The sequence below is a fragment of the Streptomyces sp. NPDC046931 genome (assembly GCF_040644655.1).
In the GTDB taxonomy this organism is placed as follows: Bacteria; Actinomycetota; Actinomycetes; order Streptomycetales; family Streptomycetaceae; genus Streptomyces.
The window spans coordinates 33229-48967 of record NZ_JBEYWX010000034.1 but is presented as its reverse complement, the minus strand read 5'-3'; the positions used below and the strand labels follow the sequence as shown (position 1 = coordinate 48967).

Here is a 15739-nt window from a genome sequence, read left to right as displayed (position 1 = left end):
ACGCACTGCCGGGCCACGTCCTGACCGTGGATCCCCACGTTCCTGCCCTCTGCTGCAGCCTGACCGCAACTACATCCAGGAGAAGACCTTGGAAGGGGCAGGTCGCCGCCGCGACCAAGGGCCACCACGGCGGACGGCCGAAGGTCATCGACGACGACATGCTGCTGTCCGGCCGCGCCCTCAAGGACAAGGGCGTGCCCGTGCCCGAGATCGCCAAGAAGCTGACGATCAAGACCGGGAAGAACGCCGGACAGCAGCGCGAGCCGGCGCCTCGTACGTATTCCGGGACCGGTTGCTGCTCGGGCTCGCGCTGCGTCCGGCGAACGGGAACATCGCCTTCCTCGCCGCAGAGACCGAACTCGCCCTCTTCGCGCACCATCTCCTCTGGCTCCAGGAACTGGTCGCGGAGGACGTGGCGGTCGAGTTGCTGGGGCCGTCCACCGTCGTGCGCCTGGCGGACGGAGGCGTCCGTTGACGGAAGCGGGGAAGGGGCGGCGGGTGCCTGCGACGGCCAGGATCGCGGAGTTCCCGAAGACCGCTGCCGAACAGGCCCGCTGGTGGGAGAGGCACATCCTGGAGGTGCTGGACGGCTTGCCGCCGGATGCTCCCGCGGGGACGGTGCCACGGCCAGAGTTCGACCCGGAACGGAACTCGCTGGCTCAGCGGGAGCGGGCCAAGGCAGCCGAGCTGACGGCGGCCGGGCACGCGATGACGGCCAGCGGCGTCAAGCAGCGGCGCCAGCGCTACCAGCGGGGCGGGCTGGTCGGACTGGCCGACGGCCGGTCGGCCAAGCAGATGCCGTTCTTCGGTCGGGTGGCCCCGGCGGTGGTCGAGGCGATGCGGCAGGCGATCGACGAGACAGCCGAGGCGTCGTCGAAGACGATCGGCTTCGTGGTCTGGCGGGCTACACAGATCCTGGCCTCCCGCGAGGACGCGCCGGACATCGAGGTGCCCTCGCAGCGCACGCTCTACCGGCTGTTCGACAAGCTGGCCGCAGGCACCCATGCGACGGGCTCGGCGACCACGCGCCGTTCGGTGAACGCGCGTCCGGCGGGGCCGTTCGGGGAGGTGCCGGCCTGCGCGCCGGGCGAGTGGATGCAGATCGACTCCACGCCGCTGGATGTTCTGGTCCGGCTGGATGACGGGATTGCCGAGAAGGTAGAGCTGACGGCCATGATCGACCTGGCGACCAGGTCACTCGCGGCTGCGGTGTTGCGGCCGACGACGAAGGCGGCCGACGCCTCCGCTCTCTTGGCCCGGAGCATCATCCCTGAGATGACGCGTCCTGGCTGGTCGGATGCTCTTCGCATGTCGAGATCGGTGCTGCCGCACCGGCGGCTGATGGCCTTGGACGAGCGGCTGGAGCACGCGGCTGCGAGGCCGGTGATCGTGCCGGACACGATCGTCTGCGACCACGGCAAGGTCTTCGTCTCGAACAACTTCCGTGCGTCCTGCCGCTACTTGGGCATCAGCCTTCAGCCGACTCACAAAGCGTCGCCTTTCGAGAAGGGTGCGATCGAGAAAACGCTGGGATCAGTGGCGACGCTGTTCGCGCAGTTCGTCGCAGGTTACACCGGCCGGTCGGTGGACCGCCGGGGCCGGGGCCTGGAGAACGGGCCGCTGTGGTCTCTGCCCGAGTTGCAGGGCCTGCTGGACGAGTGGATCGTCGTCTGGCAGAACCGTCCGCACGATGCGTTGCGGGATCCGGACTCGCCGAAGCGCGCGTTCACGCCGAACGAGAAGTACGCGATGCTGCTGGAGTCGTGCGGCTACGTTCCGGCCCCGTTCAGCGGCGAGGACTACGTCGAGTTGCTGCCGGAGCGCTGGCAGGCGATCAACTCCTACGGCATCCGGATCAACCACCGAACCTACGACGACGGCGAGCTGACCCCGTTGCGCCGCCAGCATTCGGGGGTGATGGAGAAGAAGGGGTTGTGGGAGGTCCACTACGACCCCTATGACGTCTCCCGGATCTGGGTACGCAACCGCCGCGGCGAACCGGCCCGGTGGATCACGGTGTTCTGGAAGCATCTGTACCCTGTCGGCGTCCCGTTCGGTGAGATGGCCTGGGACCACGCCCGCGAACAGGTTCCCGGTGGGACCGAGGCGCAGTTTGCCGATGCCGCCGCTGACCTGCTGCGGCGGGCCCACGACGGCCTGTCGCTGAGGAAGACCGTCCGGCCCGACACTCGAAGCGGGACCGGCGGGTCGCCGCCCGCACCCGGGCCACCGCCACCGACCGGCCGGTCGCTGACCCGCCAGCCGCCGAGCCGACGCCCGACGGCGAGGCGGACACGGAGGTCGCGAAGGTCATCCCGCTGGGCCTGTTCGATCCGCTCGCCAACCCTGGAGGCGCACGTGACCATGGCAGGCCGGCAAATGAGGACGGTCAGTGGAGCCGATGGCCGGACAGACCCGTCCCAGCCAGAACAGACCCCTGGTAGCGGAAGTCCGACGTACCCGTATCAGGCCCCCGCGTACCCGTATCAGACCCCCGATCCAGGCGTCAGTCCCGCTCAGGGAAGCGGCTCGCCAGGAACTGCTCGAACGTGACCTTGCCCACGGCCCGCTTCGGCGTCAGATGCCCGCCCGCGCGGAACCTGTGGTAGGTCTTGCCGGCCAGGCGCACGTTCAGCAGAGGGCGGCGCCGTCCGCTCGCGCGGAGATAGGCCTGAGCCAGCTCCGGAAACGTACGGACCTCGGGGCCGCCCATGTCCGGCACCCGCCCCGTGGGCTCCTCGGTGGCGATCTCGGCCAGCCGAGCAGCGACCTCCGCCGCCTCGATCGGCTGGTCGGCGACTCCCGCCGGGAGCAGCATGACCGGCAGCTTCGCCGAGCGCTGCAGGAGTTGCAGTATCAGGTCGTGGAACTGCGTCGCCCGTAGGATGCTCCAGCCGAGCCCCGACTCCTCGATCAGCGTCTCGACGGCGCGCTTGGCTCGGTAGTAGCCGAACGGCACCCGGTCGACGCCGACGATCGAGATGTACACCAGATGCGGCACCCCGGCCTGGCGGGCCGCCTCGATCAGATTGCGGGCCGCCCGCTCGTCACCGCCGCGCACCGACGTCGCACAGTGCACGATCGTGTCCACGCCTGCGACAGCTGCGGCCAGCCCTGTTCCCTCACGCAGGTCCACGGCGTACGGCTGAGAGTGCCGGCTCAGCACTCGCACCTCGTGCCCGTCCGCGCGCAGCCGCTCGGTGAGGAGCCCGCCGAGTATTCCGGTGCCGCCAGTCACCAGGATCGTGGTCATCGCAGTTGCTGTCCCTTCGGTGGGCGTGCTCTCCCCGGTGGAGCGCACGTCATCCGCTGGGAACCGACGACTGCCCGCAGATGTGACAGTTTCCCGGTGATCCCACTCCCCCTGTGGGTCACGCCCCGGGAGACATCGCGGCGAACTGCCGGCCCGCGAACGCGAGTTTGTCCGGGTTCACAACGACCTGCACCTGGGCGATGCCGCTGTCGCGCAGTTCGAAGGACGCGACGGCGATGAGCTCCCGCGCCGCGTGCGCCACCAACGCCGGCGCGCCGTTGACCTCGGCGACGGTGAGGGCCCAGCCGCTCGCGAACCGTTGCACGCCGCCCAGGAAGCGCATGACCTTTTCCCGGCCGACGATGGGACGCAGGGCCGCGCTGACTTTGCCGCCCCCGTCGCTCCACCAGGTGGCGTCATCGGCGAGCAGTCTCTCCAGTCCGGCCAGGTCTCCCTCACGAGCCGCCGCCACGAAGGACTCGACGAGCGCGCGCTGCCGCCCGAGCGTGGGCTCGAAGCGGGTGCGCGCCGCCGCTACGTGCTGCACCGCCCTGCGGTACAGCTGGCGGCAGTTGGCCTCACTCAGGTCGAGCACTTCGGCGATGTCCCGGTGGCTGTAGGCGAACGCCTCACGCAGGACGTAGACCGCGCGCTCGGTCGGCGTCAGTCGCTCCAGCAGCATGAGCAGGGCTGTCGACACGGCCTCGCGCTGCTCCGCCGACTCCATCGGGCCGAGCGTCCCATCCTCGGTGAACACGGGCTCCGGCAGCCACGCCCCCACATACCGCTCGCGCTGCACACGGGCCGAGGTGAGTCGGTTGAGGCAGAGGTTGGTGACGACCCTGGCGAGCCAGGCCCCAGGGTGTCCGATCGCCGCACGGTCGGCGCTGCGCCACCGCAGGTACGCCTCCTGAACGGTATCCTCCGCGTCCTCGGCGGAACCAAGCAGCCGGTAGGCGAGGCCGAACACGCGAGGGCGGTGGGAGGTGAACTCCTCGGCGGTCCCGGGCACTGGCGTCACGCGCCCAGCATGCCAGAAGCGCGGAATCATCCGGCATGGTCCCCTGGTCGGGACGCTGTCTGTCGATCGGGAGCGACAACGCCTCGTATCGGCGGAGAAACAGCTTGGCCGGTGCTCAGCGGAGAGATCATCATGAGGGAATGTCTGAGAACCGATCCTCTGCGGCACCGGCTGTGCTGCGGCTCCCCCAGTACACGAAGGCGGACCAGGAAGAGATCCTTGGCAACGGTGATGATCCCTTCGGTGTCGCCTCGACCGGTCTGACCTGGCTGCCGAAAGAAGAACACTTCGGAATCAGACACGAAGACCGGCTCGTGGCACACACTGGCCTGCTGCGACTGCCTGTCTCCATCGGCGACACCAAGACAGAGGTGGTGGGCGTCGGCGGAGTGGCCGTCGCCCCCGGCATGCAAGGTCAGGGGCTGGCACGGCTCGTCGTCACAGCCGCCCTGGAGCACGCCCGCACGATGGGTCCTCAGCACGCACTCCTGTTCTGCCGATCTCCCCTCGTGCCGCTCTACCAGCGCCTCGGATGGCACCCGCTCGACAAGGACGTGCTCGTCGAACAACCCGAAGGCCGCCTGGTGACCATGCCACTGCGGACCATGGTGACGCCCCTGCACGACGACGCCCGCTGGCCCTCAGGACCAGTACGACTGCTCTCGCTCCCTATGTGACGGAGAGCCACCCAACACGACAAAAAGGCCAAGGAGGGCACGCTCCAAAGGCTCCGGGCCGTGGCCGCGAGGTACGACAAGCTTGCGGTCCGCAATTAGTACTCCAGCAGCACTTTGACGTTTTCCCTGTTCAGGGGCGGTTTGGGTGAGTTTAGTGGGCTGATTGCCGGCCCGGGTTCTCTTTCCCGGACCGCCCCTCGATCGTGTGCAGCCGCCGCTGATAGTGACAGCGGCGGGCTACGGCTTGGCGTCGTCTGCGCCAGCGGGACCATCTCAGCGCGCGTACGCTGATGAGGGGCTGGTGAACGAGGATCGGTGAGGGGACAGTTGCCAGGAGCCGCCGAACTTCTGCCACGGTGAGGGGTGCGAGGCAGGAACCGTTTCTGCTGCCCCTTTTGCCGCGGCATCGGCGGCCATGACGGCCAGGAAGGCGTGCGCCAGTATGGCCAGGGTGATGTGCCGCATCCAGCCGGTGTAGCGGCGCACTTCGTACTGGTCGAGACCGCATTCGTTCTTCGCGGCCTGGAAGGCTTCCTCGATGGCCCACCGCATCCCGGCAACACGTACCAAGCGCTCGACCGTGGTCCCCAGCGGTGCGTAGGCCAGGTAGTAGGCGATCTCCTCGGGCTTGCTGATGCTGCGGCGTGCCAGTGCCCACCGCTGGTGGGTGGGCATCTCGCCGTCGAAGTCCTCGATGGACGTGATCTGCAGGCCGGCCCAGTGGTAGATGCGCGAACCAGCTTCCTCCCGCAACAGCGTGTTGGCTCCGTAGACCCAGGTTTTCTCCGGGCCGCGGCTGTAGTCGAGCTCGGATTTGATCCGGTGCCCGTCGGGTGACCAGGCGGGTGCGGGCGGGAAGGTCCGGGGGATCACCGGCCCCAGCTCGTTGGCCGTCCCGGACACGTAAGTCGGCGCAGATCACCGTCGCGTCGTCGGGCGGGTGGGTTGTAGAGGCCGATGATCCTTGTCCTTTTGGGACGAAGTCCGGGTCCTTCGACCGCATCCAGGGCCGGGTGCGTCGCCAGCGCACGCCCTCGGCGAGCAGGATGCGGCGCACCTGCGAGCGGCCCACCTCAATCCCTTCGGCCCGCGCCGCCGCGTCCAGAGAATCCAGCGTCCACTCGGACGGCCCTGACTCGTCGAAGGCCCACAGTTCCCCGACAGGTTCCCACCGCAGCCGCCCCGGCGGCACGGTCTTGACCAGGGAAATGATCCGGGATCGCTCCTGCTCGGTGATCCGTCGTTTGCGGCCCTGCCCACCCAGATCATCCAGTCCCTGCAGGCCCGATCGGTTGAAGCGGTGCAGCCAGCAGCGGACCGTTTTCTGGCTGCAGTCCAGCTCCACGGCGATCGCCGGCACCCGCAGCCCCGACCAGCTCAGCTCGATCATCCGGGCTCGCATCACCGCATCCCGCGGTGCCTTCCGCGTCCGCGTCAGCCGACGAACGACAGCCCGCTCGTCCTCATCACGCTCCGGCCGTGCCCATAAAACCAACGCCCAGCACCCGCCCCCGAGCACCCACAACTACCCCGCCACCAGGACATATACCCAACTAAAGAGGAATCCAGCACTAGAGCGTGAGCGCGCCGCTCATGCGGGCCTTGCCCTGGCGTTCGGTCAGCCGAGAGCCGGACTCCCGGCGGGCGGCGCGGCGCAGCAGAGGGACGGCGAGCAGGAAGCCGACGACGGCCCAGCCGACCAGCACCAGCGCGACCATCGGCAGCTGCCAGGACCCGGAGGGTTCCACGGCCCGCGCGGCGTCCGGCAGCAGAGCCGAGCGCACGCCCTGCGCCATCCACCGGAGCGGGAAGACGGACGCCACGTCCTGCACCACCACCGGCAGCCGGCCGATCGGGAACATAGCCCCCGAGGTCACCAGCAGCGCCATCGCGGGCAGCATTATCATCGCCAACGCCTCGCGAGCGTTGGGCAGCACGGCGCCGATGGCCGCGCCCAGCGGTACGACGGCGAGCAGACCGAGGGCGATGACCCATATCAGCGTCAGCCAGCCGCCGGGGCTGTGCGGTAGCGGCCCGTCCACGAACAACGCGGCGGCGCCCAGCAGGACGGTGACGATGCCCATCGCCATGATGACGATCAGCACGGACTTGGCGACTAGATAGGCCGGTATGCCGCCAGGCGTAGCCCGCAGCCGCAGCAAGGTGCCCTCATCGCGCTCGGTCACCAGGATCTGCGGGAGGTTGATCAGCCCCACCTGGAACAGCAGATACGCGGCGAACCCGGCGATCGTAAGGTGAGCGGCGGGGATATGGGTGCCGGGCAGGTCGTCATGGATGAAGGAGGCGACCATCAGGGCGACCACCACATTGCTGAGATAGCTGACGACCTCCTTGCGGTTGCGCAGGAGATGACGCACCTCGATACCGCCGCGCTGCAGCCCGGCTTGCCATGAGCGCAGCCGCCAGGCGCGGGCGCGGTCCAGCTTCGGGGTGCCGGCAGCCCCGTCCGCCGCGCCGGTCCTGCCCAGCGAAGTCCTGTGCCGCACCGCTGTCATGTCCGTTTCCCTCATGCGGATCGCTTCTCCCCCATCCCGGCGGCCACCAGGGCTGTGTTGTCGGCGGTTCCGGCGCTCCGGGCGTCCGTAGTGCCACCAGCGTGCTCGTGCACCATGTGCAGATAGGTGTCCTCTAGCGTCGGGCGGCGGACCTCTAGGTCGGCGATCGGCTCGTCGGCCTCGCGGTGCAGCTCCCAGACCAGCAGGGAGGGATCCGCGGTGCGCTCGCGGCGCGGCGCGCCGTCCGGTGCCGTCCAGCGGACCTCCGCCTCGGCGGCCGCCCGCCGGGCGAGCTCGGCGGGTGTGCCGCAGACCCAGATACGGCCGTTGACCAGGATCGCTATCCGGTCGGCGAGACGCCCGGCCTCGGCCAGGTCATGGGTGGTCAGCAGGATGGTGACGCCCTCGTCGCGGGCCAGCCGCTCGACCAGGTCATGGAACTCGCGCCGCGCCTCGGGGTCGAAGCCAGTGGTGGGCTCGTCCAGGAAGAGAAGCTCGGGACGGCCGACGATGCCGAGCGCGACGTCGACGCGCCTCCGCTGACCACCGGACAGCTGGTCGACCCGGTGCTGGGCTCGGTGGGTCAGACCGACCAGCTCCAGCAACTCTTCCGGGTCGCGCGGATCGGGGTAGTACGTCGCGAAGTGCCGCAGTAGCTCGGCGACCTGCCAGCGACGGTGGTCGCGCCACGACTGGAGCACCAGGCCGATCCGGCCGCGCCAGGCCTCGTCGGCGTGCGCTGGGTCTTTGCCGAGGACCCGGACCTCGCCGGCGGAGCGCTGCCGGAAGCCCTCCAGGATCTCGACGGTAGTGGTCTTCCCAGCGCCGTTCGGGCCGAGTAGTGCGAAGATCTCCCCGCGGTGGATGTCCAGGTCGACGCCTTGGAGCACCTCGGTGCTCCCGTACGACATCCGCACCTCCCGTGCGGAGACGACCGGTTGGCGGGAGCCAGCGGCTGTGATGGGGGTGCTGGTCATCGGCTCGCTTCCGTGTGCTGCTGTTCGGGTGTCGTCTGCTGCGCCACCGCGGGGCTCGCACCCTCGACGATGGCGCGGAGAGCGGCGACATGTCCTTCGAAGGCGGTGCGCCCGCGGGTCGTCAGCCGTACCTTGGTGCGGCGTTTGCGCCCGCCGCCCTCCTTGCGGATCTCCAGATACTCGGCCTCCTCCAGGGTGTGCAGCTGCTTGGAGAGCGCGGAGTCGCTGAGCGAGAGGCTGTCGCGGATGAACGGAAAGTCGGCCCATTCCGTGGCGGACAGCAGGGCCACGATCGACAACCGGGTGGAGGGGTGGATCAGTTCGTCGAAACCCGTGGGAGTGCTCATAGGCCCGCCTCCTCGTGAGGGGCTTGTGTGGCGTGGCCGCGCAGCGCACGTTCGCGGAGCGGGCTGACCGCCCAGCGGTTCGCCGGTCCCGTGAAGAGGACGAACACGGCAGCTGCGGCGGTGGCCGTGATCAGGCTGGGGCAGGGCAGAGCGAGTGAGTTCGCCAGATGGTCGCAGAGCAGGATCGTGCCGCCGGTGAGGCATCCGCCCGCGACGAACGTGGCGAAGCTGCGCCAGCTGTACCGGGAGCGGTGCAGCCGCATCCTGGTACGGCGGCTGTAGACGACGGCCAGGGTGCCCAGGATGCCGACATAGGCTGCAAGTGCCAGCCACAGGCCCCACGCCGGGAGATTGAGCCCCATGCTGGCGAGGAAGACCCACATGATCGCGGCCGTACTGTAGGTCGCCTTGGGAGCACTGTGCGCGCATCGCTCGACCTCGTCGTACACCCGTTCCTGCGGCACCCGGATCCGCTGGAGATCCTGCCAGGCCCGCTCGGCATCCACCGGTGTGGTCACGCCATCGCCTCCCCGAAGACGTTGCTGGACCGCCGGGACGCGCCGGACCGGATCAGGCCGGACCGCCCCCGCGTTTACTTGCCTACTGGGAAAGTTAGCTTCGGCTTTCCCGGTAGGCAAGTCGACATGACCCCACCGCGCCCTGTTGACCACCGCTATTCAGCCAAGGCCCGAAGAAGGGGTCATGTCATCGGGCAGACACTCTCGTTCGTAGGCATCCCAGAGCTCGCGAACTGCTCGGGAAGGCTCGAGAGCGCAGCTGACGTGCCTGGCCTGCTCGCCGACCACCTCGCGGGAACCTGGGATGTCGCCGTTCGCGAGGTGCTGTGGGACGGCCAGGCGGTCCGCCGTGGGCAGGGCTATTCGGTGCACGTCACCGCCGCGCTCGCACTCCCCCGGGACGTCTTGGAGCAGTGCACGCCGCCCTCGCCAGCGACAGTTCCGCCCCCGGCCGATCGCAAGGTCGGCGTCGGGTGAACCGTGGTTCTGCCATCGTGCGGGACGCCCTTGGGCCGCGTTCAGGGAAGCTACGTGCGTCGGCTCGACGACAGTGCCGCAGCCCAGCGTCTCGTCGTGATCGATTCCAATTCCGTTCGACGACCAAGCAACTGTGAGCGAAGCCGTATCCGGAGCAGGACTCGACGAAAGGAGCTCCAAGGCGCCCCACCGGGACGGTGGATTCCCGATGAGGCGCCGTCCATGGCAGCACCAGCGTGTGGTTCACGCTCTGCTCCACCGGGTGCCTGCACGGTCACGGTTCGGCAGGCGCGATATGCCCCCGGCTGAGCAGTGAAGGCGCCGACGTAGCGGCGAGTTGTTGCGTCAGGTGGTTACTCGAAGTCGGTCGGGCGGCCGAGGGGCTCGACTGTGTCGACTTCCCGCAGCCGCTGCTGGAGCCGTTCGCGGATCCGGTCGACGGCGTTGGCGCCCATCTTCGCGGTGGTCTTCTTGGACGGCTGCTTCTTCGCGGCCGCCTTCTTCGGCTTCGGCAGGCGCACGTCGTTGCCGGACATCGACCTCGACGTGGAGTCCGAGCGACGTCTCGACGTGTACGACGCGATCCTCAAGCGGTTCGGCGGGAGCGGACCGCGGTCAACCGGCCTGCCCGAGACCTACCGCGCGCGCCACGCCCTGCGCGATACCGGACTCGCCCTCGGGATTCCGCCGCAGGTTGTCGGTGAGATCGCCAAGAGCTTTCCGCACCTGCGGGCCCGGGACATCCGTGGTGCCCTGACCGAACTCCCGGAGCTGCGCCAACTCGCCTCTCAAGCAGGCAGGTTCGGACCGCTGTGGGAGCTCGCCGAAGGCCTGGACGCGCTGCCCCGCGGCTACGCCATGCACCCGTGCGGGGTGATCCTGTCCAACGCGGCGCTGCCGGACCGGCTTCCGGTGCAGCCGACCCCGGCCGGATACCCGATGGTGCAGGCCGACAAGGAGGACGTCGAAGATCTCGGTCTCCTGAAGCTCGACGTCCTGGGCGTGCGCATGCAGTCCGCGATGGCGTACGCGGTCGCCGAGATCCGCCGCACAACCGGACGTCTGCTCGATCTCGACAACCCCGACCATGTCAGCCTGAACGACCAGCAGGCCTTCGAGATGATCCGGGCCTCGGACACCGTCGGCCTCTTCCAGCTCGAAAGTCCAACAGCCAGGCACGGTTGGGGGCGTGGGGGGAAGGCGCCGGCCAGGTCGGGCCACAGGCTGGCTCGGTACTGGCGGGCCAGCAGGAAGCGCCAGAACCCGAAGCTCAGCTCCGCGATGATCTTTCCGCGCGGGAGGGCCACGCCCCCGCCGCGGCCGGCGCGCTCCTGGGCCTGGGCGATGTCGCTGCGGGCCTTGCCGCTGAGCGGGATCTGCCTGTCGTCGTACCACTCTGCGGTGCGGCCGCGGCGCTGTTGGCGGGCGACGAGCCGCGCGTCGAGCGCATTGCGCAGCATGATCTCCAGGTGCCCCAGTGCTGCATCGGCCTCCGTGCGGCGGGCGGGCCGCGGCCAGGCCGATCCGCCTGGCTCGCCCACGCCCTGGCCGCGCGCCTTGGGCACTACGCGGATCCGGCAGCCCGCGAGACCGCCGCCGCTCTACTGCCGCAGCCGGTCCTCGCCCACGCCGCGCTGCTCGCCGAACTCGCCCGCCTGAACCCGGCCGCCGACCCCGGCCGGATGGCGTTCGCGGCCCGGCTCGCCGCCGCCGACCCCAAGGCCACCGCCGACCTCGCCGCGTTCCTCACCCGCGCCACCGAGCCGGCCGACACCGCAGGGAGCCCGGTATGACCCCCGACCAGGAACCCGAGGTGGTCGCCGTCTGGCACGAGTCCAGCCCCATCGGCCGCCGCTTCGAGGACCTGCTCGCCGACGGCACCGTCTACGCGTTGACCGAGCCGCCGCTCGGCGAGACGTATTACCCCGGCGAGGACGACCCCGACTACAACCCGATCTGCCACTGCCCGCGCACACCACGCGCCTTCTGCATGGAGTGCGCCGACTGCGAGCAGTGCCGCTGCCCCAGCCCGGCCCTCCGGTGATCTCACCCTCTGCAACCTCCCAGACCTCACGGATCCCCGTGCGACCTGTGAGGTCTGGGAGCCTGGGGCCGGAAATGCCTGGCACGCCTGTGATGTCTGGGAGGTTGAGAGGCTGTTTCCCCAGGCAGACATCCTGGGAGAGGACCTGTGAGCCTGTGACAGAACTGGGAGGTGGAGGCCGTGACGATCACGGAAGGTGACTGTCCCGCTGTCACGCCCAGAGGGTGTCACGCGTCCCATCCGGCTGTCACGGCGGGGTGTCACGGGTCCGGTTCGGCCCGGAAACACGGGCCCGGACCCCGATCCGGGCCTCTTTCCTGATCAGCGTGACACGGTTGGAGTCCGGTTACCGTCCGCTCCTGAACTGTCCGGTGCCACTGAACCTTGGCCGATTGCCACTGAAGTTTGACCGGCCGGAGCGCGAGGGCGGAGGGCTTCTCGTGGAGTCGCTCGGGGAAGCATCCGACCGTGGCCTACCCCGCAGACGAACCGCTTGCAGCCGATGGCTGTGGCAACTACTTGATCTCCTTCGCGCGGGGCGGCGAGGCAGCGCCGCCGCAGGACGCCCCGCTGCCGGCGGCCCTGGTGGCCTTGTGGCGAGCCGGTCGGGTCCTCATGGTCCTCGATCGGTACCGCCAGTCCTGGGAGCTTCCAGGGGGGAGCATCGAAGATGGCGAAACCCCCCGCCAGGCAGCAGCACGGGAGCTACTGGAGGAGAGCGGGCAGGAGCCTGACGAACAGTTGCGGTTCATCGGCTACGCGCGGTTCGTCCTGGCGCCTGACCAGCGAGCCGAATATCTGGCCCTCTACGCAGGATCCTGCGTAGAGACCCGCGCCTTCGAGCCCACCGAGGAGATCTCGGCCATCCGCTGGTGGGACCTGCTCGAACGCCTCCCAGGGTATGTGCAGCCCCTGGACGCCTACCTCGCCGCGCTCACCCGGTAGCCCAGCAGCCGACGCCACCGCCCCATCGAGCAGTGGTCAATGTTCAGTGGCAAACGGTCAAGGTTCGCTGTCACCGGACATGAACAGTCCGGACGACCTGTGTCATCAACCCCCTGTTTCCCCAGGTCGACACGCCTGTCTGTGTCACTAATCAGCTGATCTGTGTCATCGCCCGCGGGCGACCCAGGTGGACCCAGCAGCCGCCCCAGAACCTGGGTCCCGAGACCGCGTTTTCCCAGGTGGGCACGGAGCGCGCCGGGAGCTGGGTCCACATGGGTCCCTGGGTCTCGCACCCTCGTACGGCCGGGTTCGTCCGGAGTGGTCCCCAGCACCCGGGGCGGCCGATACCGTTGGGGGAGACGCCAGTTCTGCCTTCTGGAGCCCTCGATGAGCGAACAGCCGGCACCCCCCGACCACGCCCGGCAGCAGCTGGAGCCTGCGGCCGCCGACGGGCTGCGTGCGTACGCCGCCAAGACCCGCGCCAGCGCCGACCAATTCGCCGCCGTCCTGGAGGACATCGCGGCCAACGGGCTGCCCTCGGTGGAGGGCTGCACGCCGTGGGAGGAGCTGCGCGAGGCCCACCTCGCCCGGCTCGCTGGCCAGCGCCCGGCCGTCGCCTGATGGCCCCGCAACAGAACCCGCGCCGCGCCCGGATCGCCTTCTCCGACTCCGCCGCCAAGCAGCTGGAGAACATCACCAGCGAGGCGGAGATCCACGCCCTGGACCGCGCCCTGGTCGTCATCTCCGTCGACCCCGACGTCGGCGAGCCGATCCCCGGCGACACCGTCGGCCCCCAGCTGCGCCAGTACACCGACGAAGTCGAGCAGGTGCGCGTCCTGTACTTCGTCACCGCGCTGCGCACCGTGGTGGTCGTCGCGTACATCGAGGTCTAGCCGCCGAAGGAGCCCAAGGTGCCGTCCGACATCAAGCAGCTCACCGTCGGCCGACAACTGACCGGGCTCCGCCAGGTCCTGGACTGCACCGCAACGACGACCGCGCTCCGGCAGGGCCCTGGGGGCTCCGGGTGAGCCGCCGGCCTGGCTCATGCTCCTGTGCCCCGCCCACTCCCAGGCCCTGCCCGGGTGGCCCGGGATCACGGCCGACGCAGACGGGCTGCGACTGTCCTGTGGGTCCGTCCTGGACTACCGGTCGGCCGAGCAGCTGCTCCAGTCGCACGCTGACCCGTGGCTGACGCCCCTGACCGGGGTGGATCCGAAGACGCACGCCGGTGTCTGGCCCGAGGTCCTGGACCAAGCGGACCGCATACTGCGCGCCCGTCTGGACGAATACGGGTGGAGACGAGACGCTGCAGAGCATCGCGCTGATGCTCGAGATGGCCTCCCGAAACGCGGCCGAGGGCGACCTGTACCAGGCGACGGTTCCCCTGGCGTATTGCGAGACCCTCGCCCAGCGTCTGTAGGCTCCGGTCTCCTATCTCTGACCCACGGTCCAAGGTAGAGCCACGTCTTACGGGGACTTAGGCCGGAGAGGACAGCCGCCGCAGCGGCCACTCGTCGTCGGCGAGCGCCGCGGCTATGGCCTGCTGGCGCAACCGGCGCAATCGCTCACCAGTGGTTCGGTGCTCCTCGAAGCGCTCGCGTCGTTCCTCTGTGGGGAAGAGCATCGGCAGCCCGACGTCCAGGAGGAAGTGAGGAAGTCGGGACAGGGGCCGGCCAGCGGGAGCGGGTCGAAGACGGCCAGCAGGGTCCCGTGGTCGTTGACGAGCGGGACGCCGCTGGCGTACCGGCTGTCTCCCACACTCCAGCCGACAGTCACGCGGGTGCGGAACATGTCGGCGGCCTGGGCGATGGCTCGCTCGATCCCGGGCAGCCGGGCGGAGTGCCTGGCCAGGGCCGCCCGGTCCGGGTCGGAGCGCGCCGTACGTTCGGCGAGCGCGGCCTCCTGCCGGGCGTACCCCCGCTGCTCGGTACGTTCCTGCTCTTCCTGTGCCGCGCGCTGCTGCTTTTCCTCATCTCCCAGCTTCTTGGCCTCCGTCAGTACGCACTTGGGATGGGCCCACAGCCGCGTCACGGGTCAGATAACGTGACGCTGCGGCGTGCGTGGCGCGTGCGAGACGAGCCGCGAGGTGAGGACCCTGCCCACGAACTCGGAGAGTGGTATGGACGGCTCGGGGTCCCAGTAGGCGCCGGTGAACCGGGCCATGGGCTCGACGGCGACCAGGTCCTCGCCCTGCCGGGCCAGCCGCATCGAGGGAACGGCGCCCAGCCAGGGAATCCGGCTGCGGTCACTGAACCAGTAGGCCCGTACGCCGTCAGCCCCCATCCGCTGCGTGCGGGCACGAATCTCGGCGGCGGTGATGCTCGCCAACTGCGCCTCCAGGGCGACACGCCGGCTGTTGGCCGTGGAGGCGAGGACGTCCGCCCGCCAACGACCGTCCGGCCCGCTCACCTCCAGCTCGGCCATCCATCCGGCCGCGCGGGCCGCCTGAGCAAGCTCCAGCTTGAGCAGGTGGTGGGCCATGGGCTCCTCCACCAGCGTGCACGTCGGAGCCCCAGGCGCATGGGCGAAGAACCGCAGGCCCAGGGGCGACACCTTGGCGTGCATCCCGTGGCCACACTCCCGGCACGCCAGGGGGACCGGCGGCCGCACCCGGTGGATCGCACTCCAGTCCCAGCCGCAGCCGAGATCCGGCAGGGAGGCGTCCAGACCGCCCCGCTCCGCGCGTACGGCAGTGAAACTCACAGCGCTCCCTCCACGTCATGGCGTCGTCCGCGCATCGTCTCGGCCGGGTCTGACACGGGGGTAGGGGCGATCAAGGCCATCGGGGTGCGTCCTAGCGGCGGCGGTACCGTCCGGTGCCTGGGCGCAGCAGCCGCAGCGCGTCCCGGACGACGTCCCGGGCCAGCAGGTAGAGCCCGTGGGCGGCCCCGATCCCGGCCCCGGCCGTGGCCAGGTGCTCGGGGGTCAGCAGGTGGTGAATCATCGTCATGCGCCGTCTCCAGT

General features: G+C 69.6%; 18 protein-coding genes and 3 pseudogenes. 9 read left to right on the top strand and 12 right to left on the bottom strand.

The features are described from left to right. The first annotated feature begins 292 nt into the window (after positions 1-292). Positions 293-475, top strand: a complete 183-nt coding sequence (locus ABZ876_RS35460) for a hypothetical protein (RefSeq protein ID WP_361789601.1) — start codon at positions 293-295, stop codon at positions 473-475. Between the two features lie 350 nt (positions 476-825). Then, positions 826-2553 (top strand): transposase family protein, encoded by a 1728-nt coding sequence (locus tag ABZ876_RS35455; protein ID WP_361789541.1) that lies wholly within the window; start codon positions 826-828, stop codon positions 2551-2553. Here ABZ876_RS35455 and ABZ876_RS35450 read toward each other — a convergent pair. Beyond that, the gene (locus ABZ876_RS35450) at positions 2507-3253 is read right to left on the bottom strand and encodes an NAD(P)H-binding protein (RefSeq protein ID WP_361789539.1); all 747 of its coding nucleotides are present in this window, start codon (positions 3251-3253) and stop codon (positions 2507-2509) included. The two genes, ABZ876_RS35455 and ABZ876_RS35450, sit on opposite strands and share 47 nt — an antisense overlap. Positions 3254-3371: 118 nt before the next feature. After that, positions 3372-4274, bottom strand: a complete 903-nt coding sequence (locus ABZ876_RS35445; protein WP_361789537.1) for an RNA polymerase sigma-70 factor — start codon at positions 4272-4274, stop codon at positions 3372-3374. Between the two features lie 140 nt (positions 4275-4414). Between ABZ876_RS35445 and ABZ876_RS35440 the strand changes: the two genes are divergently transcribed. Beyond that, on the top strand, positions 4415-4951 hold the full coding sequence (locus tag ABZ876_RS35440; protein WP_361789535.1) for a GNAT family N-acetyltransferase: 537 nt from the start codon (positions 4415-4417) through the stop codon (positions 4949-4951). Between the two features lie 273 nt (positions 4952-5224). Here ABZ876_RS35440 and ABZ876_RS35435 read toward each other — a convergent pair. From ABZ876_RS35435 to ABZ876_RS35410, 6 genes and pseudogenes are all read right to left on the bottom strand, one after another. Further along, positions 5225-5608 (bottom strand): annotated as a pseudogene (locus tag ABZ876_RS35435) (hypothetical protein); the annotation flags it as partial. Positions 5609-6053: 445 nt separating this feature from the next. Continuing rightward, positions 6054-6341, bottom strand: a pseudogene (locus ABZ876_RS35430) (helix-turn-helix domain-containing protein); the annotation flags it as partial. A 181-nt stretch (positions 6342-6522) separates the two neighbouring features. Continuing rightward, the gene (locus ABZ876_RS35425) at positions 6523-7467 is read right to left on the bottom strand and encodes an ABC transporter permease (protein ID WP_361789533.1); all 945 of its coding nucleotides are present in this window, start codon (positions 7465-7467) and stop codon (positions 6523-6525) included. Between the two features lie 11 nt (positions 7468-7478). Then, positions 7479-8444 (bottom strand): ABC transporter ATP-binding protein, encoded by a 966-nt coding sequence (locus tag ABZ876_RS35420; RefSeq protein WP_361789531.1) that lies wholly within the window; start codon positions 8442-8444, stop codon positions 7479-7481. Then, on the bottom strand, positions 8441-8791 hold the full coding sequence (locus ABZ876_RS35415) for a transcriptional regulator (protein WP_361789529.1): 351 nt from the start codon (positions 8789-8791) through the stop codon (positions 8441-8443). The genes ABZ876_RS35420 and ABZ876_RS35415 overlap by 4 nt, the downstream gene beginning before the upstream one ends. Next, on the bottom strand, positions 8788-9309 hold the full coding sequence (locus tag ABZ876_RS35410) for a hypothetical protein (RefSeq protein ID WP_361789527.1): 522 nt from the start codon (positions 9307-9309) through the stop codon (positions 8788-8790). Before ABZ876_RS35410 ends, ABZ876_RS35415 begins: the two co-directional genes overlap by 4 nt. A 264-nt stretch (positions 9310-9573) precedes the next feature. Here ABZ876_RS35410 and ABZ876_RS35405 point away from each other — a divergent pair, with 264 nt between their 5' ends. Then, entirely contained in the window at positions 9574-9786 is a 213-nt protein-coding gene (locus ABZ876_RS35405) for a hypothetical protein (protein WP_361789525.1), read from the top strand. Positions 9787-10139: 353 nt separating this feature from the next. On the opposite strand, the gene ABZ876_RS35400 is transcribed toward ABZ876_RS35405, so the two are convergent. After that, positions 10140-10322 (bottom strand): hypothetical protein, encoded by a 183-nt coding sequence (locus ABZ876_RS35400; protein ID WP_361789599.1) that lies wholly within the window; start codon positions 10320-10322, stop codon positions 10140-10142. Between ABZ876_RS35400 and ABZ876_RS35395 the strand changes: the two are divergent. The 5 genes and pseudogenes from ABZ876_RS35395 to ABZ876_RS35375 form a co-directional block, all read left to right on the top strand. Then, positions 10300-10953: pseudogene (locus ABZ876_RS35395) on the top strand (DNA polymerase III subunit alpha); the annotation flags it as partial. The gene ABZ876_RS35400 and the pseudogene ABZ876_RS35395 sit on opposite strands and share 23 nt — an antisense overlap. A 622-nt stretch (positions 10954-11575) precedes the next feature. Then, entirely contained in the window at positions 11576-11830 is a 255-nt protein-coding gene (locus ABZ876_RS35390; protein WP_361789523.1) for a hypothetical protein, read from the top strand. A 468-nt stretch (positions 11831-12298) separates the two neighbouring features. Beyond that, positions 12299-12775, top strand: a complete 477-nt coding sequence (locus tag ABZ876_RS35385) for an NUDIX hydrolase (protein ID WP_361789521.1) — start codon at positions 12299-12301, stop codon at positions 12773-12775. A gap of 387 nt (positions 12776-13162) precedes the next feature. Continuing rightward, a complete protein-coding gene (locus tag ABZ876_RS35380; RefSeq protein WP_361789519.1) occupies positions 13163-13396 on the top strand; it encodes a hypothetical protein in 234 nt (77 codons plus the stop codon). Continuing rightward, positions 13396-13668 carry a hypothetical protein gene (locus ABZ876_RS35375; protein WP_361789517.1) on the top strand — a complete coding sequence of 91 codons (273 nt, stop codon included), beginning with the start codon at positions 13396-13398 and terminating at the stop codon, positions 13666-13668. Before ABZ876_RS35380 ends, ABZ876_RS35375 begins: the two co-directional genes overlap by 1 nt. 640 nt (positions 13669-14308) lie before the next feature. Here ABZ876_RS35375 and ABZ876_RS35370 read toward each other — a convergent pair. The 3 genes from ABZ876_RS35370 to ABZ876_RS35360 all read right to left on the bottom strand — a co-directional run bounded on the left by ABZ876_RS35370 (position 14309) and on the right by ABZ876_RS35360 (position 15725). Continuing rightward, a complete protein-coding gene (locus tag ABZ876_RS35370; protein WP_361789515.1) occupies positions 14309-14806 on the bottom strand; it encodes a hypothetical protein in 498 nt (165 codons plus the stop codon). 3 nt (positions 14807-14809) lie between these two features. Continuing rightward, entirely contained in the window at positions 14810-15478 is a 669-nt protein-coding gene (locus ABZ876_RS35365) for a hypothetical protein (protein WP_361789513.1), read from the bottom strand. Between the two features lie 91 nt (positions 15479-15569). Next, positions 15570-15725, bottom strand: a complete 156-nt coding sequence (locus tag ABZ876_RS35360) for a hypothetical protein (RefSeq protein ID WP_361789511.1) — start codon at positions 15723-15725, stop codon at positions 15570-15572. Positions 15726-15739: the final 14 nt, after the last annotated feature.